The organism is Ruegeria sp. CK1, from assembly GCF_056536545.1.
This window is the reverse complement of the sequence record NZ_JBQFPX010000001.1, coordinates 137,463-163,879: the sequence shown is the minus strand read 5'-3', so window position 1 is coordinate 163,879 and position 26,417 is coordinate 137,463. Positions and strand designations below refer to the sequence as shown.

Here is a 26,417-nt window from a genome sequence, read left to right as displayed (position 1 = left end):
TGAGAGGATAGGTATTTGCCCGCTATTGGGCAGTACCCCTCGCGCCGCTGTGATCGCGAATGAATAAACGTGAGGGGATCGATCACAAATGTTACAAAGCTGCTGCGACGTCCGGGGTTGGACTTAGCGCATTGCAACATTAGCTGTTGTCGCGAACGGACAACTCAGCCGAATTTTGAAAAGAAAGAAACCACATGACCGAGCAATCCCCGTACACCCCCCCTACAGTTTGGGCATGGGACAGCGAAAGCGGTGGCAGATTTGCCAACATCAACCGCCCCATCGCTGGCGCAACCCATGACAAGGATCTGCCGGTCGGAAAACATCCATTGCAACTCTATTCCTTGGCGACACCAAATGGCGTCAAAGTCACGGTAATGCTTGAAGAGTTGCTGGCCCTGGGACATGAAAAAGCGGAATACAACGCATGGCTGATCAACATCAGAGAAGGCGACCAGTTCAGCTCGGGCTTTGTCGATGCCAACCCGAATTCAAAAATTCCTGCGCTGTGGGACCGTTCGGGTGACGAGCCGGTTCGTGTATTTGAAAGTGCCTCGATCCTGTTTCATCTGGCTGAGAAATTCGGTGCATTCCTTCCGCAATCAGGACCAGAGCGCGCAGAAGTGATGAACTGGGTGTTCTGGCAAATGGGCAGCGCGCCGTACCTGGGCGGCGGGTTCGGTCACTTCTACGCCTACGCGCCTGAGAAATGGGAATACCCGATCAACCGATTCGCAATGGAAACCAAACGTCAATTGGACGTTCTGGATCGGCAATTAGAGGGCAAAACCTTTATAACCGGTGAGAACTATACCATTGCCGACATAGCGATCTGGCCATGGTACGGCCAATTGGTTCTGGGACGCCTGTACAGCGCAGCTGAGTTCCTGGACGTTCAATCCTATAAAAACGTGATGCGCTGGGCCAAAGCAATTGACGAACGTCCCGCGGTTCAACGTGGTCGTATGGTAAATCGCGCGTTCGGAGAACCACACACCCAGCTACGCGAACGCCACGACGCTAACGACTTTGAAACCCGCACTCAGGACAAGCTGGAACCAGCTGCAGAGTGACGCGAGTGGCCCTGCGATCCTTCGGCTCGTAGGGTGTCATTATTTCAAGATTGGCGGCTTTTCTGGGTCACTACCTGGCGCGATCCGCTCGACAACTCGTTTCGCTGGCTTCGGCAGATCGAATTTCAGACCAACCCGTGCAAGCGCAGCCGCCGCTGAGTTATGCGCATCAAAGAATCCAACATCCATCGCCCCCGCGTCGATCCCGGAAAAAGTTAGAGCCTCAGACGCCGCTTTGGCCAAAGCGGATTCAGCCCCATCAACCGCGCCGACAAAGCCAAGAAGGTGACCTGAACCACCCTCTTCGGTCTTGGTCCCGACTAAATACGCGGCCTCAGCCAAACCAACCGCCGTGGCCAATTTTGTGTCCAACGCCTTAAGTAAATCATCAGGCATGCCGACAGGCGGCAGGAACTCGGCCAGTCGCTGCTGCACCTGCTCAGGCGCATGCTCTAGCGTCTGAACGAGCCACGCCAGAGCTTCTGGCGGAATCAGCATAGACGACGGCGCAACTTCAAGGTTCAAACCCAGACCAATTTTTTGCCCGGCCAGCATAGACGACAGCACCCGCCCAGACAGCGCCACATAAGGTGCCGGGCGTCCGGCGAAACGGGCCAAACGATCCTCACGATCAAAAACCAATACGAAACTGCCGTCGGCTACATCGAACAGCTCGGGCGAAATGGTTTCGCCTTGCGCCTCTTCCGTCAGCATTAGGAATAGCTCGCTATCGGCGAGGCGTTCAAAGAACCGCAAGCGTGCCGCGTCATCCTGTGGGTCGGCTTCCATGGCGGCATGGGCTGTATCAAGGGGCGTTGTATCAGTCATTCAGAACCTCTTGCACCCGCGCACGCAGAACCGGCAGCAGTTCCGCCTCGAACCACGGGTTTTTCTTGAGCCACGCCGTATTCCTCCAGGACGGATGAGGCAAGGGGAAGACACGCGGCGCGCGGTTTTGCCAGCTCTTTACGGTTTCGGTTACGGATGTGCGTGACCCGAGGTGGTATTTATGAGCATGCCCACCGACCAAAACAGTCAATGGCACCTCACCCAATTCCTCCATCACCTTGCCATGCCAAGTCTGTCCGCAGATAGGCGGCGGCGGCAAGTCGGCTTTGCGCTTGTTGTAACCTGGAAAACAAAACGCCATCGGGACAATTGCGATGCGACTACGGTCGTAGAATACCGTATCGTCAACCCCCAACCACTCGCGCAGCCGGTCGCCCGACGGGTCCGTAAACGGACTTCCAGAAGCATGCACGCGGGCCCCTGGTGCCTGTCCGGCAATCAGCAGACGTGCACCGCGCTTGAACCACACGACAGGTCGTGGCTCATGCGCAGTATGCGTTCCACGAAACCTATCTGCGCAAATACGGCAGGACTTTATCTCTTTCTGTAGCGAATTCATCAGATCGCAAGGTTTCCTGCATCAAACTGGTTGACGATAAGAGTGAAAGATAGTCAACGCACAGTCTGGGTCCAACCGGTGCAAAAGTCACAATCGCAACAGTGAGATTGGGCGCGCATTGATCATTTGTTTCATAATTCGACATAATGTGGCCAACATGGAGCAATAAATATGCCGCTCGCCACCCAACCAGAGCGGTATAACAAACACCAAGGCAGCAGGCCGTGAATGCTTGAGTTCGAGAACGTCAGTAAGTCCTTCTGGACCGGGACGCGCCGCAAGGTAATCCTGGATCGGGTATCGTTCCGTATCGAACTGGGCCGGTCCATTGGCATTCTCGCTCCTAACGGCACGGGTAAAACAACGCTTATCAACATGATGGCCGGGCTGGAGAAACCAGACGAAGGTGTGATCCGAAAAGACTGCCGGATCTCATTCCCGATGGGGTTTTCCGGTGGCGTGGCAAAAAAACTGTCAGCACTAGAAAACGCGCGCTACATCGCCAAGATTTACGGTATGGATCCCGACTATGTCGAAGCCTATTGCAGTTGGCTTTGCAATCTTGGCGAATACTTCAATCAACCGCTGGGAACATACTCATCTGGCATGCGGGCGCGTTTCACCTTTGCTCTGATGCTGGCACTGGACTTCGACATGTACCTGATTGATGAAGGCATGCCTGCGACCACCGATGTTGAGTTCAACAGAAAAGCTGGTGACATCCTCAGAGAACGGTTACGCACAACAACCCTGGTGATCGTGTCTCATAGTCCCGAAATTCTGGAAAAATTTGCACAGCAGGCCGCCGTGTTAGTGGACGGACAACTGCATATGTTCGATACCTTGGAAGAGGCAAAGCAGCTATATGACTACCAAACCCAAGGCTAAAAAGTATCGTTGGCGTCGCAACCGCGAGGAAGCAAGCTCGCCTGAAGCAAGAGCGGATGCAATGTCGCGCATCAGAAAGGCTATGCAATCCTCTGATGGAGAGAGCAGCACGCAACCTGCAACCGACATTGACGAAATTAAGCGAGAGGGGCTGACCGGTCGACAACTGCGCGTCGCACGTCGATTGGCGCAGAAAAATGGTCTTGCGGCAACCTCGGATTACGAAGCCGTACGCTTGCTGCGTCTGAAGGGAATAGACCCCTTTGAGCGCGCCAACTTGCTGGATTTAGCCGCCGAAAAAAACCGCGCGAGTAATCAGTCAACAGACAAGATCACTATTCAACTGCCTCAAACAATCAAGCAAGCACCGCAAGACTTACCCGGCCCCGAGTTGAGTCCAGCAGAGCGCCGCAACCGTGAGATCGGTGAAATCCAAAAGGACATAGCGCGCCGCCGCAAACGTAAGCTATTTGCCCTTTTCGCGCGTCTCGCGGTGTTTGTCTTGTTGCCCACTTTGATTGTGGGAACTTATTTCTACAGAGTTTCAACGCCGATGTACGCAAGCGATTCTGCTTTTTCGATCTTGCAGGCAGATGGCGGCGGGGCATCTTTCGGTGGTTTTCTTGCAGGTACGCAATATGCAACCGCACAAGATTCTGTTGCCACTCAGGAATTCCTGGAATCAAAAGACGCTCTTTTGCGACTGGAACGGGACACAGATTTCTCGGACATATTCAAGCAAGAGTGGATTGATCCCATCCAGCGCCTGCCACAAGATGCAACGCTGGAAGACACCTACAAGCTGTTTCGGCGTATAATCACGATCGGTTACGACCCAAGCGATGGCATCATTCGCATGGAAGTCGCAGCGCCCGCTCCTGAGATTTCGGTTGAGTTGTCCAATCTGCTGCTGTCCTACGCTGAGGACAGGATAAATGGGCTAACCGAATTGAAGCGCGATGATCAAATGCGCGATGCCATTGCCGGTTTTGAGTTGGCGCAGGAAGAACGCCGAAAAGCGCAAGAACAGCTGATCGAACTTCAAATGCAAGGGGCCGTGCTGGACCCAGAGAACGTTCTTGCCGGGCTGCGTGCACGTATCGACGCGATCGAAGTCGAGCTGCAAGAAAAAGAGCTGCAACTGGCCGCTTTGTTAGACAACTTACGCCCGAACGAAGCCAAGGTAGCTGGTGTCCGATCCGACATTCAAAGACTCGAGGTTGTGCTGGCCGAGTTGAACGCGGAAATGCTGGACGCGTCAGCTGGCGAAAATTCGCTAGCACGGTTGAGCGTTCGGATTCAAATGGCCCAAGCCGATCTAGCGGCCCGAGATATGATGATGCAGACCGCCTTGGAACAAATGGAAACCACTCGAACCGAAGCCAATCGCAAAGTGCGCTATCTGTCCGTGTCGGTGAACCCGGTTGCCAGCGAGGAACCCACCTATCCGCGCAAGTTTGAAAATACGATTTTGGCTTTCCTGTTGTTTGCTGGTATCTACCTGATGATCTCACTAACAGCGTCAGTCCTTCGTGAACAGGTATCCTCGTAAGACTCATGAAACATGTAAAAATCTCCGACCTCACGGTCGGCAATGATCTGCCTTTGACGATCATCGCCGGCCCTTGCCAGCTTGAAACCGCTGATCACGCCCAGATGATCGCGGGAAAAATGAAAGAAGCCTGCGACGCCGTTGGCGCGCAGTACGTTTTTAAGGCGTCGTATGACAAGGCGAACCGCACCTCTCTGTCCGGCGCACGCGGCATGGGGATTGATGCCGGGCTGAAGGTGCTGGATGACATCCGCAAGTCGATGGGCATTCCCGTCTTGACTGACGTTCACTCCGAAGCCCAGTGCGCCATCGCTGCTGACGCCGTTGATGTTCTGCAGATCCCAGCCTTCTTGTGCCGCCAAACGGATATGTTGTTGGCAGCAGGAAACACGGGTGCTGTGATCAACGTCAAAAAAGGTCAGTTTCTAGCACCGTGGGAAATGCCCAATATCGTGACTAAGATCGAAAGCACTGGAAACACGAATATACTGCTGACGGAACGCGGCTCATCCTTTGGGTACAACACTCTGGTTGCCGACATGCGCTCACTGCCGCAGATGGCACAAACGGGTTATCCGGTGGTCATGGACGCAACCCATTCGGTTCAGCAACCAGGTGGTCAAGGCGGCTCCTCTGGTGGTCAGAGGGAGTTCGCCCCGGTCATGGCACGAGCTGCGGTTGCCGTGGGAACCAGCGCGGTCTTTATGGAAACTCACCAAGATCCAGACAACGCCCCCTGCGATGGTCCAAATATGATCTACTTGGATCAAATGCCTCAACTGGTTGACACATTGATGCGCTTTGACGCTTTGGCCAAAGCCAACCCGATACAGATTTAACCACGAGTGATAGTATGACCAAACCCATCCCCGAGGTGATACCGAACACCTGGAGCTTTCTGCGCGACGCCATGATAAAGCCCACTGGGTTTCGTGAGTATGACGCACGTTGGAAATACCCGGAAGAGATTAATCTGCCTGGTATGACTGCCTTGGGGTTGGGTTTAGGCACGCAGATACGCAAGCGCGGTATCGAACCGGTGATTGCGGTCGGCAACGACTATCGCGACTATTCTTTGGCGATCAAAAACGCGTTGATCCTCGGCCTGATGCAGGCGGGAATTCAGGTCAAGGATATTGGTCCGGCGCTCAGCCCCATGGCCTATTTCGCCCAGTTTCACCTGGATGTTCCGGCAGTGGCCATGGTTACGGCCAGCCACAACCCGAACGGCTGGACCGGCGTGAAGATGGGCTTTGACCGCCCTCTGACCCATGGCCCGGACGAGATGTCGGAGCTGCGCAATATCGTTTTGAACGGTGAAGGTATCCCGCATGAGGGCGGTTCATACGAATTCGTCGACGGTGTGAAAGAGGCCTACATCGACGATCTAGTCGGTGATTTCAGAATGTCTCGACCGCTCAAGGTTGTTTGCGCAACAGGCAACGGCACCGCTTCGGCCTTTGCACCGGAGATCTTTGAACGGATGGGGGTCGAAGTTGTACCCAGCCACAATCGGCTGGACTACACCTTCCCCAACTACAACCCCAACCCAGAAGCCATGGAGATGTTGCATGATATGGCCGACACCTTGAAATCCAGTGGTGCCGATATGGCGCTGGGTTTTGACGGCGACGGAGACCGCTGCGGCGTAGTGGACGACGAGGGTGAAGAGATTTTTGCAGATAAAGTCGGCGTGATCATGGCCCGAGACTTGGCCAAGCTTTACCCGAACTCGACCTTTGTCGCCGACGTGAAATCGACTGGCCTGTTTGCCAGCGACCCTGAGTTACAGGCCCATGGCGTAAAGGCGGATTATTGGAAAACCGGCCACAGCCACATGAAACGGCGGGTCAAGGAAATCAATGCTCTGGCCGGGTTTGAAAAATCGGGCCACTACTTTCTGGCTGAGCCGATCGGGCGTGGCTATGACTGCGGCATGCGGGTGGCCGTGGAAATCTGTAAACTGATGGACCGCAACCCGGACAAAAGCATGTCCGACCTGCGCAAGGCGTTGCCGAAAACATGGTCAACACCGACGATGTCACCGTATGCCTCCGATACTGAGAAATACGACATCCTCAAACGATTGGTGGACAAACTGGTCGCCAAGGCTGATGCCAACGAAACGCTCGCAGGCCGCCCGATCAAAGAGGTTGTTACAGTCAACGGTGCACGGGTCATTCTGGATAATGGCAGCTGGGGCTTGGTGCGCGCTTCGTCGAACACCCCCAATCTGGTTGTGGTCTGTGAAAGCAGCGAAAGCGAAGAGGAAATGCGCGCCATCTTCGCAGACATTAACGCCGTTATTCGAACTGAACCGGGTGTTGGCGATTACGACCAGACCATATGATCCGGGGTTGGGGCGTCATTGGCGCCCTGCCCCTTAATCTCGACCAAGCAATTTGAGCAGGCCCTTTTTAGCTTCTTCTTCCAGCTTGTTTTTCAGCGCATCCTCGACATTTTCGGTGTCGGTCACCGTGGTGCCGAGTTCGCCACCGACCTTATCGAGCACCTTATTCTTGGCATCATCTTCCAGATTTTTAAGCTGACCTTCGGCGGCGGCTTCTATCACTTTAGTCAGATCAGGCTTGATGGACGGGTTACTCCACGGCCCGACGATGCGAACAGGCACAGAAATGCCCTGCCCGGAATTGGCCCGTAACGCGACCGGAGTGAACAGGTAGTCAATAGTGCGTTTTCCGATATTGACCTTCCCGGTTCCATCAGCTCGGAAATTATCGAGTGACATAAGCAGATCGCGATTGGTCAGAACGCCTTTATCAATAGTAAAACTGGCCGTCAGGCTGTTAAACACTGTCGTCCCACCGGTCCCCTTGCCCCGCCCCATAAGGCGATCCAGGTCAAAGCCTGAGATAACACCTTTTCCAACATCAATACTGCCCTTGCCGCTGAGTGAGCGCATGATCTGGTGTTCGGTCTGGCCAACCCCTAGAAATTCAAACTCTCCAGATCCCGCGCCCGACAATCGATCAATATCACCAAGGGTAGACAAGGCCTGCTTGATATCCACACCTTTCGCGTTCAGCTTGCCGCCAACCGACAGCCCGTTTCGATTGTTTGCAACGACTTGCCCGACAACCTGACCCGAAAACAGGGTTGCTGGATTCATCTTCAACACGGCCCGTGACCGATCCAGGGTAAGCGTCAGATCGCTAGGGCCTAGCTTCACTTCAGGAACTGCAATGGACGAGGCCGTTAGACGAATTTCTCCGTTTGCTAAAGATAAGGCCGAGGCATCAATCGGGTCCTTTGACCAGCCATCAGTAGACGATTCTGCGTTGGAACCACCCCCCTTTTGCCCAGTAGATTCATTGTATCGGGACAAATCAATGTCTCCGCCCTTTAGCCGCGCCGTGATTTTTGGCGGGTCCGCGATCTCGATATCCGCCTCTCCTTCAAAACGGTTGTGATCCAGTTTCGCCACCATTTTACGCAGCGAAATGCGCCCCTCTTGCGTATAGGTCATGTGTGCGAACACGTCGGCCACACGCCCCAACCCCAGAGGAACCCCAACGCCGGTTTGACCAAAGGCGGCCAGCATCTTTTCCGTGTTCTTAGTTTTGACCTCCAGATTGCCGTCCATTTCACCTGCAAGATTAACCCGGCCGTCGAAACCAAGCTCGCCCCCAGGCGCGGTTAGGGCCAATTGCAGCGGACTGACTGCTCCTGAAGCATAGGCCGGCAAGTCAGGTATCTTGAGATCGACGTTCACCTCGCCCCCAGGCACCGCCATCTGCGCCTGCATGATCATAGGAGAGGCTGGCCCCGGCCAACTGGCCGAAAGATCCACATTCGAAAAATCGAACTTTTTCGCGCCGTTCTCAATGTAGAGCAACTGCGCGTTGGTAAGCTCTAGGCGGTCCAAAGTTACCGCACCCTGTTGCGACCCTGATGGTGCAGCTGTTCCCCCGCCCGCGTTCGCCTGCGAAGGCGCAGAGTGCAACTCCCAATTCCCTCGTCCATCGGACAGCTCAAGCCGCAGTGTCGGGTTGTCCGCAATGACGCGCCGAATGCGCAAAGCTCCGTTCAGCAAAGCCGAAGCGTCCACCCCAACGGCAAGGCTGTCCGCGCTGAGCATCGGTTCGGACCCCGCCCATGGCGCGTTGCCAAAAGTCACCGGACCAGTTTCCATTCCCAGAACCGGCCAGAAGGAAATATTCACATCTCCTGACAGCGTTAGATCTCGGCCCGTTGCACTCTTGACTTGTTCAGCCAGAATTGCAGCCAGCTTGTCACCTGGCATCAGCAGTAGCGCACCTATGACCAAGCCAAATGCGACCACAAAAAGAAATAGAATGCGCAACAGCCACTTCATTTTTCTGCTCTCCGCTTTTTGGGCATGCGTTGAAAAGATCATTCAAAGCCTAGCGCCCATTTGCAAGGGGAAGCTTTCCCTACTATATGCCGCGCCATGAGCTCAAACCCGCCAAACCTCCGCCCCGACCTAGCACCCTCTGCCCGGATCACTGACACGCCGCGCCCCAACCAACCTACCATTGGTATGGTATCGCTGGGATGCCCGAAGGCTTTGGTGGATAGTGAGCGAATTCTGACCCGCTTGCGAGCGGAAGGATACGGCATTTCACCGGATTATTCTGGGGCAGATGCCGTGATCGTGAACACGTGCGGGTTCCTCGACAGCGCCAAGGCCGAGTCTCTGGACGCGATTGGTGAGGCGCTGGTAGAAAACGGCAAGGTCATCGTGACCGGATGTTTGGGGGCCGAACCAGACTATATTCGCGAGCACCATCCGCGCATCATGGCCGTAACCGGTCCGCACCAGTACGAACAGGTGTTGGATGCAGTGCATTCTGCCGTTCCCCCTGATCCAGATCCGTTCGTCGATCTTCTGCCAGCGGCGAGCGTACAACTGACACCGCGCCATTACAGCTACCTCAAGATTTCCGAGGGCTGTAACCACAAGTGCAAGTTCTGCATCATCCCCGATATGCGCGGCAAACTAGCCAGCCGCCCCGCCAACGCGGTCCTGCGTGAGGCAGAAAAACTGGTGGAGAACGGCGTTCGGGAACTTCTGGTGATCTCTCAAGACACATCGGCCTACGGGTTGGACAGGAAATACGACGTGAACCCGTGGAAAGACCGCGAGGTCCGCAGCCATATCACCGACCTGGCGCGCGAATTGGGGCAGCTCGATGCCTGGGTTCGACTGCACTATGTCTACCCCTACCCGCATGTGCGTGAGTTGATCCCGTTAATGGCGGATGCGGGGTGCAACGTACTGCCTTATCTGGACATTCCGTTTCAGCACGCGCACCCGGACGTATTGAAACGCATGGCGCGCCCAGCTGCGGCGGCCAAAACCCTGGACGAAATCGCCGCGTGGCGTGAAACTTGCCCGGACATAACGCTCAGGTCGACGTTCATTGTGGGCTACCCAGGTGAAACCGAGGCCGAATTCCAGACCCTTTTGGACTGGATGGATGAGGCTCAATTGGATCGCGTCGGTTGCTTCCAATACGAGAATGTCGACGGCGCAAGGTCAAACGACCTGCCCGATCACGTTCCAGCCCAGATCAAAAAAGAGCGCTGGGAACGCTTCATGGAAAAGGCGCAGGCAATCTCCGAAGCCAAGCTGGCAGCCAAGGTCGGCAAGACAATCGAGGTAATTGTCGACGAGATCGACGACGAAGCCGCCACTTGCCGGACCAAAGCGGATGCACCCGAGATCGACGGCAACCTGTTCATCGACGAAGGGTTTCAGGACCTCAAACCCGGTGACATTGTCTCGGTCGAGGTAGATGAGGCCGGAGAATACGACCTGTGGGGCAAGCTTGCCTGACCCGATAAACCGAGATCGGAAAAGCGTGAGACGAGTTTATTGGCGTTTTGCGTCCATTTGATAGAATATCACAGGACATTCAGCCTCGCTTGAAGGAGGGTTTGATGTTCTTTTTACACCCGATTTCCCTGAACTGCGCCGCGCTTATGCTTGTGGCTCAGCTTTATGCAGTGCCAGCGGCTGCTGACGACGTTAGCGTTGGTGGTTTCATTATCATCGGCTCACCACCGCTAAGTTTGCACCACCGCAGCAAACATAAGGTACACCGGTACTACGGTGTGCCTTATGTGTATGAACACCAAACAAAACCCGAGGTTTATCACGGCAGGCCGAAACCACTGGTCTACGATCGCCCCAAACACCGATTGAAATATGCCAAACTGAAAAAACGGAATCGCAATTCGGCACAGACTGCTCTCAGAACACGTTCGTCGCCTTACTATATCCCGCAAAACTATGGCATCCAGCGCCGGAGTTTTGGTTATGGGTTCCCGCGAAGTAGATATTGAGGCTGTTCTTCGTTTTCAGAGCAGGCCAATAAGCGCAACAGCCCAAACCACCCCCGCGGCGATGGCGGTCAGTGCGACCGCTGCGCTTGCCGCATCCTTGGCTTGACCGGCCAACTCACTGTGATCTGTTGACGTGTGATCGACGGCCCGCTCAATCGCGGTATTGAACAATTCGGCCACCAGAACCAGCAATCCCAGAACCAATATCAAAACACGTAACCCAATCCCCAACGGCAGCAAAAAGGCCAAGATCACCGAGACGACGTTGGCCCAAACCCACACACGAAACGAATATTCGTCCCGCCACGTTGCGGCTAGTCCTTGCCAACTCCAACGTGTTCGATCCTTGAGGCGAGTAAAGAAATTTTTCATCTGCCCTCTGCTTTTGGTGAATAAAACTGAAGCCTCATCAACACAAAACAAGCAAGAAAAAACCGCCCAAAGGGCGGCAATGTCAGAAGCGGTGTGCGGGCGGCTTCAAATAAAACCGCCCGCGAAATTCTTATTGTGCGACCGGGTTACAAATGGTCTGACCGGCTTCGGTTGTAGCCAGTTCAGTCCCTGCTGGGCAACTTGGCGTACCGAATTTGTCGTATTCAGGAGTAATGTAAACCGGTGTCGGCTCCTCCTGCTGCGAGCACGCAGCCAGAATAAGAGCAAATGCACCAACGGCAGCAAATTTGAGTTTCATGTCCGTCATTCCTCTTTTAAATTTCTGATATTGCCCAAGAATTCGAGGCCGACGTCAGGATAGGACGTCGATTGTATTATTGCAACAAATTGTATCACGCGAATGTGATTCACGGCGGAACCACGCCGTTAACTCCCTTTGAAACAGCGATTTTTTGTGCAAAAGCTACCGTTTTCCGCACATTGACCTACACTGTTGATGCGATATTAGCCAAAATCGGAGTAGCCACATGTCAGATGACCCAACCGTTGCGCAAAAAGGCCCATTCCCTGTCGAGGTGACCGAAGGAAAAAGCTATTTCTGGTGCGCATGCGGCAAGTCCAAGCGCCAACCTTTTTGTGACGGATCGCACAAAGACACTGCATTTGAACCAATAAAATACACTGCTAACAGTACCAAAAAGGTCTTTTTCTGTGGCTGCAAGCACAGCGCGAAAGCACCATTTTGCGACGGCTCACACTCCAAATTGTGAGCGGGTTTTCAGCGCGTTCAGACTTTCGGCATTGGCACAGAACTCAGGGGCTGTTTGAACCTCGGACTGTTGCTCTGCCAACCAGAGCGCGCACTTGTCAACACACTGTGACGCCCGGCCGCGGGTGCCCATTTCGGCATAGCTATTTTCCGTCAGCCGACCCTCGGCCATCGCCTCGGTCAGCGAAATGTTCATGCACCGCGCCACAGATCGGGTCAGCCAAAAGTGCTTTTCAAAGTCCCCTAATAAATCCCAAGCCATCAATTTGCCCGCGTTTGCATCGCCTTGAGCGTCTTAAACCGTTGATGATTTCTGCAGGTCTGCGGGGCACCCGTCACACCTTGATGCCTGTCCATCCAATCCGAGCATCGATTGGCCCAACCACAACCACGACACCGCTGAACCATCTCGGCCCAGTCCTGTTGCGTCAGGTGGCCTTGCCGATGCGATGCGGCCAGATCTGTTCCGGTTGTCTGTCCCATACGCAACACCAGGCGTAAATGGGTCATGATCTCTCCGAGATGCAGCATTGGGGATTCCGTTGGTTAAGGGATAAGTTTGCCAAGCAGTTCCTGATTGCGGCAGTACTCCGGAGTTCGCTCCACTTGCGCTAGTTGACTTAAAAAACTTTCACAATGCTTCGGATTCGGGCAGCCGGTGCATCTCAGAACCGCGTCGGTCAGCTCATCAATTAAAACGTCGCCGTCAATCGCCGACTGTTGCAGGTCCACACCCAATTTGGTTGCCATCCGGTCAACCAGACCGGCGTGGTGTTTCAACAAGTCTCGGTTAGCCATTGAAAGGTCCTCTTCCTGTCGCACGTGTGTAACAGGATAGACGACCAGAGCTTATTGGCCTTTGATTCAGGTCAAGACACGGCCCCGATATGATCCAAGTACGCGCGGGTGGCATCCTGAACCCGTCGAAATCGATCACCGCCCAATTTCTTTCCACCGTACCAGCGGGTGACGATCACAACATGGCTTTTCAGTTCGGCTCGTTCGAGCATACGCAAAATCACCATACCCGCACCGCTTTCGCCATCATCGGCTTTAAGCGCACCAGTCGGCAGCACGGCCGCCCATGTGTTGTGGGTGGCCTTTGCATAAGCTTTGTCTGATTTGAGATCTTGCAGCACCCGATCGACATCCGCACGCGTTTGGACGGTCGCGCCCGACACGGCATACTTAGAACCGCGATCCGTCAAGATCACTCCCAGCCTTGTCAGAGTTGCCATTACTTCAAACCCAATTGCCTGGCTGTTTCACGAACAATCTCGACTCGCTCGGCATTAGGTGGGTGAGTGCCCAAAAACCGATCCCCGGGGTCGGGAATGCGATCAAAGTACTTTGCCCCTACTAGGGGATTATACCCCGCATTGTGCGTTATGATTGTACCCAGTTGGTCCGCTTCCAGTTCAAACGTTTTTACGTTCACCTGCACGCCCACCTCGGCCCCCAGTTTTTGCGAGCGTTCAAGCTCTTTCCCGCTTTCGCCGTACAACTTGCCAAGATCATTGAAAATCGCCGCGCTTTCTTTTGCGTTTTCTGACTGTTGGGCAATATGACCCAAAACGTGGTGCGCCGCTTCGTGCCCCATGACAAAGGCAAGCTCGTCAGCGTTTTGAGCTGACTGAATCATCGCGCGGGTGAAAATAATCACTGGCTGATCTTTGTTGTCCAGCGTTTGAAACGCATTTGCGGGTGCACGTGGGTTCAGATCAACCAGAATCGTAAAATCACAGTTTCGAACCCTTGCCTGGCGCAAGCACTCGGCACGAGCTTCTTTGCCAACAGCACGGCTGATTTCTTGAAAGGCCGCGGCTTCAACCTGAAACTCTTCTGAATCCTGAGACCATTCTGCCGCCGGCTGCACACGCAGAACACCAGCACCACAGGCCGCCAGCACCATAGGAAACAGCAAAAAGGTCAGGCGGAGCATTGAAATTCCTTTGGAACGGCGATCCGTTAGAAAAACAATAGCGCGGTCCTGACAGGGTTGCCACAGGCTGATTGCCACACAACGGGTTGCATTGCCAACAATCGCCCTGCACTCTGCCCACATGTTTTCGATTGAGCATGAATTCGACTCGACTGTCATTACTCTGGTGGATGAAGGTGAAAAGCCTTTGCAAGAGGATGTCGTCATCAACAGCTTCGCCGAATGTGTGACGCTTGAGCAATTGGACCCTCGCACAGATCAGATTCAAAGGATCACCCTGTCTCCCGAACAGGTCCGCGATCTGGCTGCGGCACTGGACCTGCCGGAAGGTGTGTATCAGATCCACGAAAGACCCGATCAAGACGCATAGAAAAACAGTCTATCCTGTCAGGATTGCCTCTGTTTCAAAGTCATAGCAGACGAGGCGAACGGCGTGTCTGCGACCTGTATCCGGCATAGTGCACAGTCCAGATTTGTTCGTCTGGCAACTTCTGCCTGTAGTGACACTTGCGTGGAAGGGAGGGTAATGAAATTGATCCTGCAACGCTGGCAGATTGCACTTGAAACGCGCAAACCGCTGGACCAGATAAAGTCTGCCCATGTAAAGGAAGTTAACATATGTCCTTGAAAAACCCGGCCGCTCTTGAGTTCCTGCAATCTCGCCGGTCGCGTCCAGCGAAAACCTTGATTGCTCCGGCCCCAAGTCGGGACGAGCTGTTGCCCTTACTCACTGCCGCGGCCCGTAGCCCCGATCACGGCAAGCTAGAGCCGTGGCGATTCATCGTGCTTGAGAAAGGTGCGATGCCGCGTCTGTCAGCATTGACCCACGACCGGGGCGTTGCACTGGGCAAGACGTCAGAGGACATCGCAAAAGCCCGCAGCCAATTCGAAATGGGTCAACTTGCTGTTGCAGTGATAGAGGTTCAAAAACCATCCGAAAAAATCCCTGCGATTGAGCAAACTTATTCCGCCGGTGCAGTTTGTCTCGCTCTTCTGAACGCCGCCCTTGCAGCGGGTTGGGGCGCAAATTGGCTGTCCGGTTGGCAGGTGCACGACCCCGAATTCTGCCGTCAAGCTTTTGGCTTGCAGGACAACGAACGCGTTGCCGGGCTGATCCATATCGCAACCGAAAGCAAAGCCCCGCCGGAACGCCCCCGCCCTGATGTGGCGGCCATAACCGAGTGGGTTACGGAATGATGATTTTAAACGCGTTCTTCGCGGCGCTTGGCCAGATCGGAGATCCCAAATTTCGCGCCGTTCTGACGCGTGGAGTTGGTCTGACGATTGTGTTGCTGATCGCTGCCTGTGCCGGAGCCATCTGGCTGATCAACCGGGCATCCGGGAACGAGATTTCCTTGCCGTGGATCGGTGCCGTGCCGTGGCTGAACGATGTTTTGAACTATTCGGGCATCTTCGTGGTGTTGATCTTACCGGTATTTCTGATGGTGCCCGTTGCTTCGGCCATCACGTCGATGTTTCTGGAAGAGGTCGCGCAGGCGGTCGAAGACAAACACTATCCCACCCTACCCGCCGTACCGGGCATCCCGTTCAGCGAAGGCTTGCGGGATGCGTTGGGGTTCATGGGGGTTCTGATCGCGGCCAATCTGTTGGCACTGATCCTGTATGCAATCTTCACGCCGCTGGCCCCGTTTATCTTCTGGGGGATGAACGGGTTTCTGCTGGGTCGGGAGTACTTCACGCTGGCCGCCATGCGCCGAATTGGGCGTGAAGGGGCGCGAAAGCTACGCGCCAAACATTCCGCAACGATATGGTTGGCGGGCACTTTGATGGCCATCCCGCTGTCGGTGCCTTTGGTAAATCTGGTGATCCCGATACTTGGGGCTGCGACCTTTACGCACATCTACCACAAGCTATCAGGGCCGACGCCCTGACGCTTACTCGCGCGGTTCCAGTTGGTTTAACCAGTCGAAATCGCGCACCGATATCACTCCCGAGATTATGATCCCGGCGATTATCGCCCAAAGCACCACCGAAATTCCTGTGGTGATCCACATCTTTTTCTTCATGTGATGCACTTCAGGCGCGCCCGCATGGGTACCGGGAACAATATCGCCCAGATCACCTTGCGTCTTGATGCGGATAGGCAGCACAACCAGCAGCGTCATGAACCAGATGACGGCGAACAGAACCAGTGCAGCAGTGATCGTCATGACAGCCTCTCTTGGGTTAGACTTGTTCTAGCTCGACCAGGCAGCCGTTAAAGTCTTTGGGGTGCAGAAACAACACCGGCTTGCCATGCGCACCAATCTTGGGTTCGCCCGAGCCCAGAACGCGGGCCCCGGTTTCCTTCAGATGGTCCCTGGCCGCGATGATATCCTCGACCTCATAGCAGACATGGTGAATGCCACCGGCTGGGTTCTTTTCCAGAAAGCCATTTATCGGGCTGTCGTCGCCCAGCGGGTATAAAAGTTCGATCTTTGTGTTAGGAAGTTCGATGAATACAACGGTAACGCCGTGATCCGGTTCGTCCTGCGGCGCTCCTACCTTTGCGCCTAGCGCGCTGCGGTATTGCTCTGACGCTGCCTCAAGATCGGGCACGGCGATAGCAACGTGATTCAGGCGACCAATCATAGAACTCTCCTCTGTTCTGCGTTGCAGCGGTTATGAGGGCAGTTCGTGCAAAGAACAAGTGCGCCAAATTGCCGTTAACGCTGTGTTAGCCAGAAGTTCCTAGCGTGAGGCATCTGCTGAATAGGAGGTTCGCCATGGACGATTCGAGCCCGTTTGCCTCTCCCGCGCAGCCAACGGCCACGCGGCCTCTGCTGGGTCAAACAATTTTGGTTGTCGAGGACAGCCGCTATGCCTGTGATGCAATCAGGATGATGTGTCTGCACAGCGGTGCGCGCATCCGGCGAGCAGATTGTTTGACCTCGGCGCGACGGCACCTCCAGATCTACCGTCCCTCGGTGATCCTGGTGGATATCGGCCTGCCCGATGGGTCCGGCGCGGAATTGATCGCTGAACTGACCGAGGCAACACCGCGCATCGGGGCTATTCTGGGCATGTCGGGCGATGAAAATGGGAAGGAAGCGGCACTCAGCGCGGGGGCCGACGGGTTTCTGGCCAAGCCGTTAAAATCACTTTCCTATTTCCAGCGGTTCATTCTGGAAAGCCTGCCCGAAGACCGCCGCCCAAACAACTTGCACGTCGTTCGGGATGAGGTCATTCGCCCTGACCCCATGGCGTATCAGGACGACATGGCCCATATCGCAGACGTGTTGGCCGGGCCAAATGATCACAGAACGCTGGACTATGCAGCACAGTTCTTACGTGGTGTCGCCTTGGACGCTGAGGACCACGTTCTGGCGAACGCGGCCCAAAAACTAGCTGATTCACGCGTGGGCGGTACACCAGTTACCGCTCTGGCCGCACAAGTTGCCGGAATAGTTCAGGCGCGCCTGGAACAGCGCGAGGCGATCTAAGATGGTAACGGCTTATTTTCTGACGGCCGCAATCGTAACCACTTGGGCCTATTTTCTAACTCGCGCTGCGGCCAGAAATATTCGGATCGCGCGAGAATCCCTAAGCTGCCCACTAGAAGTGGCAACCAAGAATCGAATTTCACAGAATTCTAAAGGCGCCTGTGACGGTTCCAAACCGATAGAAAAAACCCGCCGCAGAAACTGCGACGGGCAATTGGTTACTCCTGAGGAATGACCCGCAGGCCCAGTTCCATCAGTTGGTCCGAAGTTGGATCGGACGGCGCATCCATCATCAGGTCCTCGGCGCGCTGGTTCATCGGGAACATCATGACTTCGCGGATGTTGGCCTCATCTGCCAACAGCATCACGATGCGGTCGATACCAGCAGCACAGCCGCCGTGCGGCGGGGCACCGTAATGGAAGGCGTTGAACAGAGCACCAAAACGCGATTTGACTTCGTCCTCGCCGTAGCCTGCCAGTTCGAACGCCTTGAGCATGATTTCGGGCTTGTGGTTCCGGATCGCGCCCGAGACCAACTCATACCCGTTACAGGCTAGGTCGTACTGATATCCGCGCACGTCCAGAGGATTACCTTGTAGCGCTTCCATCCCGCCCTGCGGCATCGAGAACGGGTTGTGTTCAAAATCGATAGCACCGGTTTCCTCGTCCTGCTCGTAGATCGGGAAATCCACAATCCAGGCAAAGGCGAAGCGGTCTTTCTCGGTCAGGTTCAGTTCCTCGCCGATCACATCGCGGGCTTTACCAGCAACCTTTTCAAAGGCTTTTGGCTTACCACCAAGGAAAAACGCAGCATCACCCACGCCCAGACCCAACTGCTGACGGATCGCCTCGGTGCGCTCAGGGCCTATGTTCTTGGCCAGCGGCCCTGCGGCTTCCATCCCCTCACCCTGATCACGCCAGAAGATGTACCCCATACCCGGCAGACCTTCTTTTTGGGCGAACGCGTTCATGCGATCACAGAACTTACGGCTGCCACCAGTCGGCGCGGGAATAGCGCGGATTTCGGTGCCTTCCTGCTCTAGCAGCTTCGCGAAAATCGCGAAGCCAGATCCACGGAAGTGGTCAGAGACCACTTGCATCTTAATTGGGTTCCGCAGATCGGGCTTGTCGGTGCCGTACCACAGGGCCGAGTCCTTGTAGGAGATCTGCGGCCAGTCCTGATCGACCTTGCGACCACCGCCAAACTCTTCGAACACACCAGTCAACACCGGCTGGATGGTATCGAAAACGTCCTGTTGCTCGACAAACGACATCTCAAGGTCAAGCTGGTAGAAATCGGTGGGCGAGCGGTCGGCACGTGGGTCTTCGTCACGGAAACAGGGCGCGATCTGGAAGTACTTGTCGAAGCCCGACACCATGATCAGCTGTTTGAACTGCTGCGGCGCTTGCGGCAACGCATAGAACTTACCCGGGTGCAAACGCGAGGGCACCAAGAAGTCGCGCGCTCCTTCAGGCGATGACGCGGTGATGATCGGGGTTTGGTATTCGCGGAAACCCTGATCCCACATGCGACGGCGCATCGAGGCGACAACATCCGAACGCAGGGTCATGTTCTGCTGCATCGCCTCGCGGCGCAGGTCCAGATAGCGATAGCGCAGGCGGGTTTCCTCGGGGTATTCCTGATCGCCGAACACCATCAGCGGCAGTTCGTCGGCAGCACCCAGAACCTCAAGCTCGCGTACGTAAACTTCGATCTCACCAGTCGGCAGTTTCGGGTTTACCAATTCTGGCGCGCGCGCTTTGACGGTGCCATCGATACGGATACACCACTCAGACCGGACCTTTTCCAGCTCGGCAAAGGCTGCGCTGTCACCGTCACACAGCACCTGAGTTACGCCGAAATGGTCGCGCAAGTCGATGAACAGCACGCCGCCGTGATCTCGGACCCGATGCACCCAACCAGAAAGGCGGACGGTTTCACCGACATTGGCGGCGGTCAGAGCGGCGCAGGTGTGGCTGCGATAGGCGTGCATGGATTGTATCCCTTCGGGCGCAGAATTCGTCGCGCCGATACACCCTGTCAGGCCCGGAAAGTCAAGGCGGGTATCCTGCTCAAAACGGCCTTTGCACGTTGCCTGAGTAGAAATAGATGCCAAGCCCCGCGGCAAAGATGATGTTCCCGGCAATCGCATGCAGCAGGACCGCGTAGAAAAACGATCCGCGCTTGCGGTAGGCCCAGGTGAACAGCAGACCTCCGGCGAAAGTCATAACGGCGACGATCCAGCTCCAGTACATTAGATGGGCCAGCGAAAAAAGCGCTGCATTCAGCAGGTAAGCTGCCCGCCCATTCGGCAGGATCGCATGATAGCGACGGAAAAACAGCGAGCGGAACAACAGCTCTTGCGGCAAGGCTGACAACACCGGGTAGCCAAGCCAAATCACCAGCAGAAACTCCGGACGGTTTCGCAACAGGAAAAACGCGGCTTCTGGACGTGTCGTCATCACAAGCGCCGTGCAAAAGGCTGTCATGGCAGCGGTGAAGACCGCGACCTCACGCCAAGACCAGTTGCGCCAATTGTACCGAAGTTCCGCCCAGGCAAAGCCCGGCGTGAAATGCAGCAAAATGATCCCAATAGCCGTGAACGTGAACAGCGATGGAAACATCCAATTCGGAGGGAAAAATACCGCAATCAACACGGGCGCTGCGATAAAGAAAAGCCCGAATTCCAATCGCAACCGCAAATGCGGTAACGCGTTGTCCGCCCAATCGGTTTGTTTGCTCACTGTATTGCCAACTCCGCCCGGATCAGACCACGCAACGAATTACCCATGTAGAGTTTTGATGCGTTTTTCAGGTCGGTCAAGGTTAGGATGGCTTCCGTAACCTGCCCGTTTTCAAGCAACTCTTCACGCAGGATGCCCGGGAGAACGCCGCTGGCAACGGCTGGTGTCAGGTGGCGCCCATCTGGCATTTGAAGAAACAGATTAGTGATCGTGCCTTCGCACAGTTCACTGCGTTCGTTCAGGAACAGGACTTCGTCAATTCCGCGAGGCAACGAGGCGCGTTCGCTGTCATAGAGCGCACGTTGGGTTGTCTTGTGCCGTAGCCATACGTCATCTGCGGTCAGACGCGTCTCGGCAATCGTCACCCGCCAAACTGGAGGATTTTCGGCCAACGCACCTGTTGTTACTTCCAACTTGCCGTCCGCCGCCAAAGTCAACCGGCACCGCAGAGGAACCTCACCAGCGACGCCACTCAGGCACTCAACAGCCGCCCCGGCGTCAAAAGGGAGCCCAAACGCGTCTGCAGACCGTGCCATGCGGGCCAGATGGCGATCTTGTCGCACAAAACCCCGCTCCGGACGAAAAGCCAGCGTCTCAATTATGCGGAAGTCAGGGTCAGCTGGTGGGCAAAACGGGCTTTCCATAGCGCTTCCTCGTATTCCGATGGGGCAGTGCTGTCCCAGACCACGCCCCCGCCCACGTTCAGAGTAGCCTTACCATCCTCGACCATCAGAGTACGGATCGCCACGTTGAACTCGGATCGCCCGTCCGGAGCCGCCCAGCCGATGGCGCCACAATAGATATCACGCGGCCAGGGTTCGAGGTCGGACAGAATCTCCATCGCGCGTATTTTGGGGGCTCCAGTGATCGAACCACAAGGGAACAACGCGGTTAAGATGTCGGACAATTCGGCACCTAGATGCAATTGCGCCTGCACCAACGAGATCATCTGATGAACGGTCGCGTAGGTTTCGACCTTGAACAGCTCGGGCACTTTGACGGACCCGGGCAGAGCGACGCGGCTGATATCGTTGCGCAGAAGGTCGACGATCATCAGGTTCTCGGCCCGGTTCTTGTCGTCGCTCGTTAAAAAGGCGCGGCGGCGCGCGTCCTCGGCCATATCCTCGCTACGCGGTTGGGTGCCCTTCATGGGGCGCGTTTCGATCCCCCGGTCGGTATCGGTGCGGAAAAACAGCTCAGGCGAGCGGCTGAGCAGATCGGGCAACCCGTCCTGCTGCACCAACGCGCCATGACCCACTGATTGCCCGGCGGCAAGCGCGGCATAAAGCGTGGCGCTGTCGCCCTCAACTGTCAGGTCGATCGGGAAGGTCAGGTTGGCCTGATATATATCCCCTGCTCCGATGGAGTCATGCACCTGCTGAAAGGCTTGCGTATACCGCGCTTCGTCCCAACGAGGATCAAAGCCAGTAACACCACCAGACGCAGCAGGAAGGTCACGACGCTCCGGCGCGTCGTAGACCCCAAAGCACAACAGAGGCAGTCGGCGATCTGCGGGCAAACGGCCCGCAAGACGGGGCTCCAGCGCATACCCAAGCTCATAACTCGCGTAGCCTGCCAACCAAGCACCGTCCGCGCGCGCCTCATCCAGCGCCGCCAAAGCCTGGGGCACATCATCCGGCATGTCTGCTCGGATCACACTGGCTGGCCGGTCAAAGCTGGTTCCTGGCCCGGCTAGCCCCTGATCGAAACGAATACGCAAGTGCATCCTCATTTGTCGTGCTGCGCGGTATAGAGAATACGGCGGCAAGGGGAAGAGGGGAAAGCGGCAATTTCATACCTGTTTCCGATACCCCTTGAACCTTTTCGCGCTGTCCCTATAACGCAGGACAATTTGGGCGCTTGGGGGCGTCCTGACTCGCAGACAACCGAAGGAACCAGGCCATGCCCAGAAGAACCGACATCCAGTCGATCATGATCATCGGGGCAGGTCCCATTGTTATCGGTCAGGCTTGCGAGTTCGACTACTCCGGCGCTCAGGCCTGCAAGGCGCTGCGCGAAGAAGGATACCGGGTCATTCTGGTGAACTCAAACCCGGCGACGATCATGACCGATCCCGAACTGGCGGACGCCACCTATATCGAGCCGATCACCCCAGAAGTTGTCGCCAAGATCATCGAAAAAGAACGCCCCGACGCGCTGCTGCCCACCATGGGCGGGCAGACCGGCCTGAACACCTCGCTGGCTTTGGAAGAGATGGGTGTTCTCGAGAAGTTCGGGGTCGAGATGATCGGCGCCAAGCGCGACGCCATCGAAATGGCCGAAGACCGCGCCCTTTTCCGCGAGGCGATGGACCGGCTGGGCATTGAAAACCCGAAAGCCGAGATTGTAACAGCCCCCAAAGATGCAGACGGCAAAAAGGACCTGGACGCAGGCGTCGCATTGGCTCTGGACACCCTCGAAACAGTGGGCTTGCCCGCAATCATTCGACCGGCCTTTACTCTGGGCGGCACCGGCGGTGGTGTAGCTTATAACCGCGAGGATTATATCCATATTTGTCGCTCGGGCATGGATGCGTCTCCTGTCGGTCAGATCCTGATCGACGAAAGCCTGCTGGGTTGGAAAGAATACGAGATGGAGGTGGTGCGCGACACTGCTGACAACGCCATCATCGTCTGCTCGATCGAGAACGTGGACCCGATGGGCGTTCACACGGGGGACTCGATCACCGTTGCCCCGGCCCTGACACTCACCGACAAAGAATACCAGATCATGCGCAATCACTCGATTGCCGTGCTGCGCGAGATCGGGGTTGAGACCGGCGGTTCGAACGTGCAGTGGGCGATCAACCCGGTCGATGGCCGCATGGTCGTGATCGAGATGAACCCGCGCGTGTCGCGGTCGTCCGCTCTGGCATCCAAGGCAACCGGTTTCCCGATTGCCAAGATCGCCGCCAAGCTGGCCGTAGGCTACACGCTGGATGAGCTGGACAACGACATCACCAAGGTCACGCCCGCCTCGTTCGAGCCGACCATCGACTATGTCGTTACCAAAATCCCGAAATTTGCGTTCGAGAAATTCCCGGGTTCCGAGCCCCACCTGACCACCGCGATGAAATCGGTGGGTGAGGCAATGTCCATCGGTCGCACGATCCACGAGTCGATGCAGAAGGCGCTAGCTTCAATGGAATCAGGCCTGACTGGCTTTGATGAGGTCGAAATCCCCGGCCTTAACGTGGGCGTTTGGGACGAAGCCGACGACAAAGCCGCCGTCATCAAGGCGATCAGCCAGCAAACGCCTGACCGTCTGCGCACAATCGCACAAGCAATGCGCCACGGCCTGACCGATGACGAAATCTTCGGCGTCACCAAGTTTGACCCCTGGTTCCTGGCTCGTATCCGCGAGATCATCGAAGCCGAACGCACCGTACGCAAAGACGGCTTGCCAGTGACCGAAGACGGTATCCGCAAGCTGAAGATGATGGGCTTCACCGACGCGCGCCTCGGCAACCTGACCGGTCGTGACGAAGACAATATCCGCCGTGCGCGCCGCAATCTGGGCGTCAACGCTGTTTTCAAACGTATCGACACCTGTGCAGCAGAATTCGAGGCGCAGACGCCGTACATGTACTCGACATACGAAGCGCCCATGATGGGTGAAGTTGAATGCGAAGCGCGTCCGTCCGACCGCAAAAAAGTCGTCATTCTCGGTGGTGGTCCGAACCGGATTGGTCAAGGTATCGAATTCGACTATTGCTGCTGCCACGCCTGCTTTGCACTGACCGAGTCCGGCTATGAAACCATCATGGTCAACTGCAACCCTGAAACGGTTTCAACCGACTACGACACTTCGGATCGTCTGTATTTTGAACCGCTGACCTTCGAACACGTCATGGAAATCCTGACAAAAGAGCAGGAAAACGGCACGTTGCACGGTGTGATCGTTCAATTCGGCGGTCAAACCCCTCTGAAGCTGGCCAACGCGCTTGAGGCTGAAGGTATTCCGATTCTGGGCACCACCCCGGACGCCATCGACCTCGCCGAAGACCGCGAACGTTTTCAGGCACTGGTCAACGATCTGGGCCTGAAGCAGCCCAAGAACGGTATCGCCTCGACCGACGAGCAGGCGCTTGAAATCGCAGAAGATATCGGCTTTCCACTGGTCATCCGCCCGTCTTACGTACTGGGCGGTCGCGCGATGGAAATCGTGCGCGATATGGAGCAGCTGAAGCGTTACATCAACGAGGCTGTGGTCGTCTCAGGCGACAGTCCTGTTCTGCTGGACAGTTATCTAGCAGGCGCGGTCGAACTGGACGTGGATGCGCTGTGCGACGGCACTGACGTGCATGTTGCAGGCATCATGCAACATATCGAAGAGGCAGGCGTTCACTCAGGCGACTCGGCCTGCTCGCTCCCGCCCTACTCGCTGTCGAAAGAAATCATTGAACAGATCAAAGAGCAGGCGTTCAAACTGGCCAAGGCACTGAATGTCGTAGGCCTGATGAACGTGCAGTTCGCGATCAAAGACGATGAGATCTACCTGATCGAAGTGAACCCCCGCGCCTCGCGTACTGTTCCTTTCGTAGCCAAGGCAACGGACAGCGCGATTGCATCGATTGCTGCACGCGTGATGGCGGGCGAGAAGCTGTCGAACTTCCCGATGCGCCCGGCGTACAAAGAAGGTCAGGATACCAAGATCGCCGACCAGATGACCCTTGCCGACCCAGACATGCCATGGTTTTCGGTGAAAGAGGCTGTATTGCCCTTTGCCCGCTTCCCCGGCGTCGACACCATTCTGGGACCGGAAATGCGCTCGACTGGTGAGGTCATGGGCTGGGACCGCGATTTCCCGCGCGCCTTCCTCAAGGCGCAGATGGGGGCCGGTATGGTGCTGCCATCCTCTGGCCGCGCGTTCATCTCGATCAAGGATGCTGACAAGACGCCGGCTATGCTTGAGGCCGCGCAAGTGCTTTCAGAGCAGGGTTTCTCGCTGGTGGCGACACGCGGCACCCAGTCGTGGCTGGCCAAACAGGGCGTAGCCTGTGATGTGGTGAACAAAGTATACGAGGGCCGCCCGGACGTTGCCGACATGCTGAAGGACGGTCAAGTTCAGCTGCTCATGAATACCACCGAGGGTGCACAAGCGGTTGAGGACAGCAAATCCATCCGCTCGATCGCGCTGTACGACAAGATACCCTACTATACGACTGCTGCTGCAAGTCATGCCGCTGCGTTGGCGATCAAGGCGCAGGCTGAAGGGGATGTTGAGGTGAAATCGCTGCAGGGCTAACCGGTCCTGCCTGCGGCGGAACCCGCTCATATCTGGACACATTTGGCGCGCCCGTTGACCCTGTGTCTTCGGGCGCGCATTTTTTCTGCAACCGAGCAGAAGGAAAAACAGATGTGCAGGGTATTCGCTTTGACCGTTTTGATGACACTCGCCGCGTGCGATGTACCGCTGATCCCTTTGATCTGACCGCCAAAGCAAGGCGAGAGATCGGTGCACCTATACACGACATACGGAACCAATGACTTGCCTCGGGCGATACGGTTCTATGACGCGATCTTTGCGGTATTGAACCAACCTCGCCTACCAGGCTGGGGTGACGATCGCGCCGGATGGGGTTCCGACCATACGGCCGGAACTGGATTTTGGGTCTGCCGGCCATATGATGGCAAGTTTGCTAGTGTGGGCAACGGGACGATGATGGCTTTCCCGACCGACAGCGCGGAACAGGTTCGTCGGTTTCACGCTGCAGGGTTAAAACATGGCGGTACGGACGAAGGTGCTCCTGGCACACGAAGCTATTACGCGCCCGATTTCTATGTTGCGTATCTCCGCGATCCGGACGGCAACAAACTGTCCTGTTTTTACTATCACTACGATCCGGAAAAGGATCCGGGCGGCTAAAACAGC

Annotated in this window: 30 protein-coding genes; 14 read left to right on the top strand and 16 right to left on the bottom strand. The window is 55.9% G+C overall.

Annotated features, from left to right (window positions below):
* Nucleotides 1-194 precede the first annotated feature (194 nt).
* On the top strand, nt 195-1,073 hold the full coding sequence (gene yghU / locus ACR0L3_RS00815) for a glutathione-dependent disulfide-bond oxidoreductase (RefSeq protein WP_480742892.1): 879 nt from the start codon (nt 195-197) through the stop codon (nt 1,071-1,073).
* Nucleotides 1,074-1,112: 39 nt separating this feature from the next.
* On the opposite strand, the gene ACR0L3_RS00810 is transcribed toward yghU, so the two are convergent.
* Both ACR0L3_RS00810 and ACR0L3_RS00805 read right to left on the bottom strand, forming a co-directional pair.
* Complete coding sequence (locus tag ACR0L3_RS00810) at nt 1,113-1,901, bottom strand: SseB family protein (protein ID WP_480742891.1); 789 nt, start codon at nt 1,899-1,901, stop codon at nt 1,113-1,115.
* Nucleotides 1,894-2,481 carry a uracil-DNA glycosylase family protein gene (locus ACR0L3_RS00805; RefSeq protein ID WP_480742890.1) on the bottom strand — a complete coding sequence of 196 codons (588 nt, stop codon included), beginning with the start codon at nt 2,479-2,481 and terminating at the stop codon, nt 1,894-1,896. Before ACR0L3_RS00805 ends, ACR0L3_RS00810 begins: the two co-directional genes overlap by 8 nt.
* A 228-nt stretch (nt 2,482-2,709) precedes the next feature.
* Between ACR0L3_RS00805 and ACR0L3_RS00800 the strand changes: the two genes are divergently transcribed.
* From ACR0L3_RS00800 to ACR0L3_RS00785, 4 genes are read left to right on the top strand one after another with little or no spacing between them, the layout of a single operon-like run.
* A complete protein-coding gene (locus ACR0L3_RS00800) occupies nt 2,710-3,369 on the top strand; it encodes an ABC transporter ATP-binding protein (RefSeq protein WP_480742888.1) in 660 nt (219 codons plus the stop codon).
* Nucleotides 3,347-4,921, top strand: a complete 1,575-nt coding sequence (locus ACR0L3_RS00795) for a KpsE/RkpR family capsule polysaccharide export protein (RefSeq protein WP_480742886.1) — start codon at nt 3,347-3,349, stop codon at nt 4,919-4,921. The genes ACR0L3_RS00800 and ACR0L3_RS00795 overlap by 23 nt, the downstream gene beginning before the upstream one ends.
* Nucleotides 4,922-4,926: 5 nt before the next feature.
* On the top strand, nt 4,927-5,760 hold the full coding sequence (gene kdsA / locus ACR0L3_RS00790; protein WP_480742884.1) for a 3-deoxy-8-phosphooctulonate synthase: 834 nt from the start codon (nt 4,927-4,929) through the stop codon (nt 5,758-5,760).
* 14 nt (nt 5,761-5,774) lie between these two features.
* On the top strand, nt 5,775-7,271 hold the full coding sequence (locus ACR0L3_RS00785) for a phosphomannomutase/phosphoglucomutase (protein ID WP_480742882.1): 1,497 nt from the start codon (nt 5,775-5,777) through the stop codon (nt 7,269-7,271).
* A 33-nt stretch (nt 7,272-7,304) separates the two neighbouring features.
* Here the strand turns inward: ACR0L3_RS00785 and ACR0L3_RS00780 are convergent, their stop codons facing one another.
* Nucleotides 7,305-9,257, bottom strand: a complete 1,953-nt coding sequence (locus ACR0L3_RS00780) for an AsmA family protein (RefSeq protein WP_480742880.1) — start codon at nt 9,255-9,257, stop codon at nt 7,305-7,307.
* A gap of 96 nt (nt 9,258-9,353) precedes the next feature.
* Between ACR0L3_RS00780 and rimO the strand changes: the two genes are divergently transcribed.
* Together rimO and ACR0L3_RS00770 are read left to right on the top strand one after the other, a co-directional pair.
* Nucleotides 9,354-10,742, top strand: a complete 1,389-nt coding sequence (gene rimO / locus ACR0L3_RS00775) for a 30S ribosomal protein S12 methylthiotransferase RimO (protein WP_480742879.1) — start codon at nt 9,354-9,356, stop codon at nt 10,740-10,742.
* A 104-nt stretch (nt 10,743-10,846) separates the two neighbouring features.
* On the top strand, nt 10,847-11,251 hold the full coding sequence (locus ACR0L3_RS00770) for a hypothetical protein (protein ID WP_480742878.1): 405 nt from the start codon (nt 10,847-10,849) through the stop codon (nt 11,249-11,251).
* Between the two features lie 15 nt (nt 11,252-11,266).
* Here the strand turns inward: ACR0L3_RS00770 and ACR0L3_RS00765 are convergent, their stop codons facing one another.
* Complete coding sequence (locus tag ACR0L3_RS00765; protein ID WP_480742877.1) at nt 11,267-11,623, bottom strand: diacylglycerol kinase; 357 nt, start codon at nt 11,621-11,623, stop codon at nt 11,267-11,269.
* 130 nt (nt 11,624-11,753) lie between these two features.
* Nucleotides 11,754-11,942: a hypothetical protein gene (locus ACR0L3_RS00760; protein WP_480742875.1), complete on the bottom strand. Its 189-nt coding sequence runs from the start codon at nt 11,940-11,942 to the stop codon at nt 11,754-11,756.
* A 229-nt stretch (nt 11,943-12,171) separates the two neighbouring features.
* Between ACR0L3_RS00760 and ACR0L3_RS00755 the strand changes: the two genes are divergently transcribed.
* The gene (locus tag ACR0L3_RS00755) at nt 12,172-12,414 is read left to right on the top strand and encodes a CDGSH iron-sulfur domain-containing protein (protein WP_480742873.1); all 243 of its coding nucleotides are present in this window, start codon (nt 12,172-12,174) and stop codon (nt 12,412-12,414) included.
* On the opposite strand, the gene ACR0L3_RS00750 is transcribed toward ACR0L3_RS00755, so the two are convergent.
* The 5 genes from ACR0L3_RS00750 to ACR0L3_RS00730 form a co-directional block, all read right to left on the bottom strand.
* Nucleotides 12,397-12,675, bottom strand: coding sequence for a DUF6455 family protein (locus tag ACR0L3_RS00750; protein WP_480742871.1), 279 nt, complete (start codon nt 12,673-12,675; stop codon nt 12,397-12,399). The genes ACR0L3_RS00755 and ACR0L3_RS00750 overlap by 18 nt on opposite strands.
* Nucleotides 12,675-12,944 carry a DUF6455 family protein gene (locus tag ACR0L3_RS00745; protein WP_480742870.1) on the bottom strand — a complete coding sequence of 90 codons (270 nt, stop codon included), beginning with the start codon at nt 12,942-12,944 and terminating at the stop codon, nt 12,675-12,677. Before ACR0L3_RS00745 ends, ACR0L3_RS00750 begins: the two co-directional genes overlap by 1 nt.
* Nucleotides 12,945-12,959: 15 nt before the next feature.
* A complete protein-coding gene (locus ACR0L3_RS00740; RefSeq protein WP_480742868.1) occupies nt 12,960-13,211 on the bottom strand; it encodes a DUF6455 family protein in 252 nt (83 codons plus the stop codon).
* Between the two features lie 71 nt (nt 13,212-13,282).
* Nucleotides 13,283-13,651: a YigZ family protein gene (locus ACR0L3_RS00735; RefSeq protein WP_480742866.1), complete on the bottom strand. Its 369-nt coding sequence runs from the start codon at nt 13,649-13,651 to the stop codon at nt 13,283-13,285.
* On the bottom strand, nt 13,651-14,355 hold the full coding sequence (locus tag ACR0L3_RS00730) for a M48 family metallopeptidase (protein ID WP_480742865.1): 705 nt from the start codon (nt 14,353-14,355) through the stop codon (nt 13,651-13,653). The genes ACR0L3_RS00735 and ACR0L3_RS00730 overlap by 1 nt, the downstream gene beginning before the upstream one ends.
* Nucleotides 14,356-14,476: 121 nt before the next feature.
* Between ACR0L3_RS00730 and ACR0L3_RS00725 the strand changes: the two genes are divergently transcribed.
* From ACR0L3_RS00725 to ACR0L3_RS00715, 3 genes are all read left to right on the top strand, one after another.
* Nucleotides 14,477-14,725 carry a hypothetical protein gene (locus tag ACR0L3_RS00725; RefSeq protein ID WP_480744631.1) on the top strand — a complete coding sequence of 83 codons (249 nt, stop codon included), beginning with the start codon at nt 14,477-14,479 and terminating at the stop codon, nt 14,723-14,725.
* A 248-nt stretch (nt 14,726-14,973) separates the two neighbouring features.
* Complete coding sequence (locus ACR0L3_RS00720) at nt 14,974-15,552, top strand: nitroreductase family protein (RefSeq protein WP_480742863.1); 579 nt, start codon at nt 14,974-14,976, stop codon at nt 15,550-15,552.
* Entirely contained in the window at nt 15,552-16,247 is a 696-nt protein-coding gene (locus ACR0L3_RS00715) for an EI24 domain-containing protein (protein ID WP_480744629.1), read from the top strand. Before ACR0L3_RS00720 ends, ACR0L3_RS00715 begins: the two co-directional genes overlap by 1 nt.
* A gap of 3 nt (nt 16,248-16,250) precedes the next feature.
* Here the strand turns inward: ACR0L3_RS00715 and ACR0L3_RS00710 are convergent, their stop codons facing one another.
* Both ACR0L3_RS00710 and mce read right to left on the bottom strand, forming a co-directional pair.
* Nucleotides 16,251-16,526, bottom strand: coding sequence for a DUF1467 family protein (locus ACR0L3_RS00710; RefSeq protein ID WP_475188557.1), 276 nt, complete (start codon nt 16,524-16,526; stop codon nt 16,251-16,253).
* A gap of 16 nt (nt 16,527-16,542) precedes the next feature.
* Entirely contained in the window at nt 16,543-16,947 is a 405-nt protein-coding gene (mce, locus tag ACR0L3_RS00705) for a methylmalonyl-CoA epimerase (RefSeq protein WP_170490274.1), read from the bottom strand.
* Nucleotides 16,948-17,081: 134 nt separating this feature from the next.
* Between mce and ACR0L3_RS00700 the strand changes: the two genes are divergently transcribed.
* Nucleotides 17,082-17,798: a response regulator gene (locus tag ACR0L3_RS00700; RefSeq protein WP_480742861.1), complete on the top strand. Its 717-nt coding sequence runs from the start codon at nt 17,082-17,084 to the stop codon at nt 17,796-17,798.
* A 218-nt stretch (nt 17,799-18,016) separates the two neighbouring features.
* Here the strand turns inward: ACR0L3_RS00700 and aspS are convergent, their stop codons facing one another.
* From aspS to ACR0L3_RS00680, 4 genes are all read right to left on the bottom strand, one after another.
* A complete protein-coding gene (gene aspS / locus ACR0L3_RS00695) occupies nt 18,017-19,792 on the bottom strand; it encodes an aspartate--tRNA ligase (RefSeq protein ID WP_480742859.1) in 1,776 nt (591 codons plus the stop codon).
* Between the two features lie 79 nt (nt 19,793-19,871).
* Nucleotides 19,872-20,543 (bottom strand): CPBP family intramembrane glutamic endopeptidase, encoded by a 672-nt coding sequence (locus tag ACR0L3_RS00690; RefSeq protein ID WP_480742858.1) that lies wholly within the window; start codon nt 20,541-20,543, stop codon nt 19,872-19,874.
* On the bottom strand, nt 20,540-21,187 hold the full coding sequence (locus ACR0L3_RS00685) for an aminotransferase class IV family protein (RefSeq protein WP_480742856.1): 648 nt from the start codon (nt 21,185-21,187) through the stop codon (nt 20,540-20,542). Before ACR0L3_RS00685 ends, ACR0L3_RS00690 begins: the two co-directional genes overlap by 4 nt.
* Nucleotides 21,142-22,269, bottom strand: coding sequence for an aminodeoxychorismate synthase component I (locus ACR0L3_RS00680; protein WP_480744627.1), 1,128 nt, complete (start codon nt 22,267-22,269; stop codon nt 21,142-21,144). Before ACR0L3_RS00680 ends, ACR0L3_RS00685 begins: the two co-directional genes overlap by 46 nt.
* A gap of 176 nt (nt 22,270-22,445) precedes the next feature.
* Here ACR0L3_RS00680 and carB point away from each other — a divergent pair, with 176 nt between their 5' ends.
* Nucleotides 22,446-25,790: a carbamoyl-phosphate synthase large subunit gene (carB, locus tag ACR0L3_RS00675; protein ID WP_480742855.1), complete on the top strand. Its 3,345-nt coding sequence runs from the start codon at nt 22,446-22,448 to the stop codon at nt 25,788-25,790.
* Between the two features lie 210 nt (nt 25,791-26,000).
* Nucleotides 26,001-26,411, top strand: a complete 411-nt coding sequence (locus ACR0L3_RS00670) for a VOC family protein (RefSeq protein WP_480742853.1) — start codon at nt 26,001-26,003, stop codon at nt 26,409-26,411.
* Nucleotides 26,412-26,417: the final 6 nt, after the last annotated feature.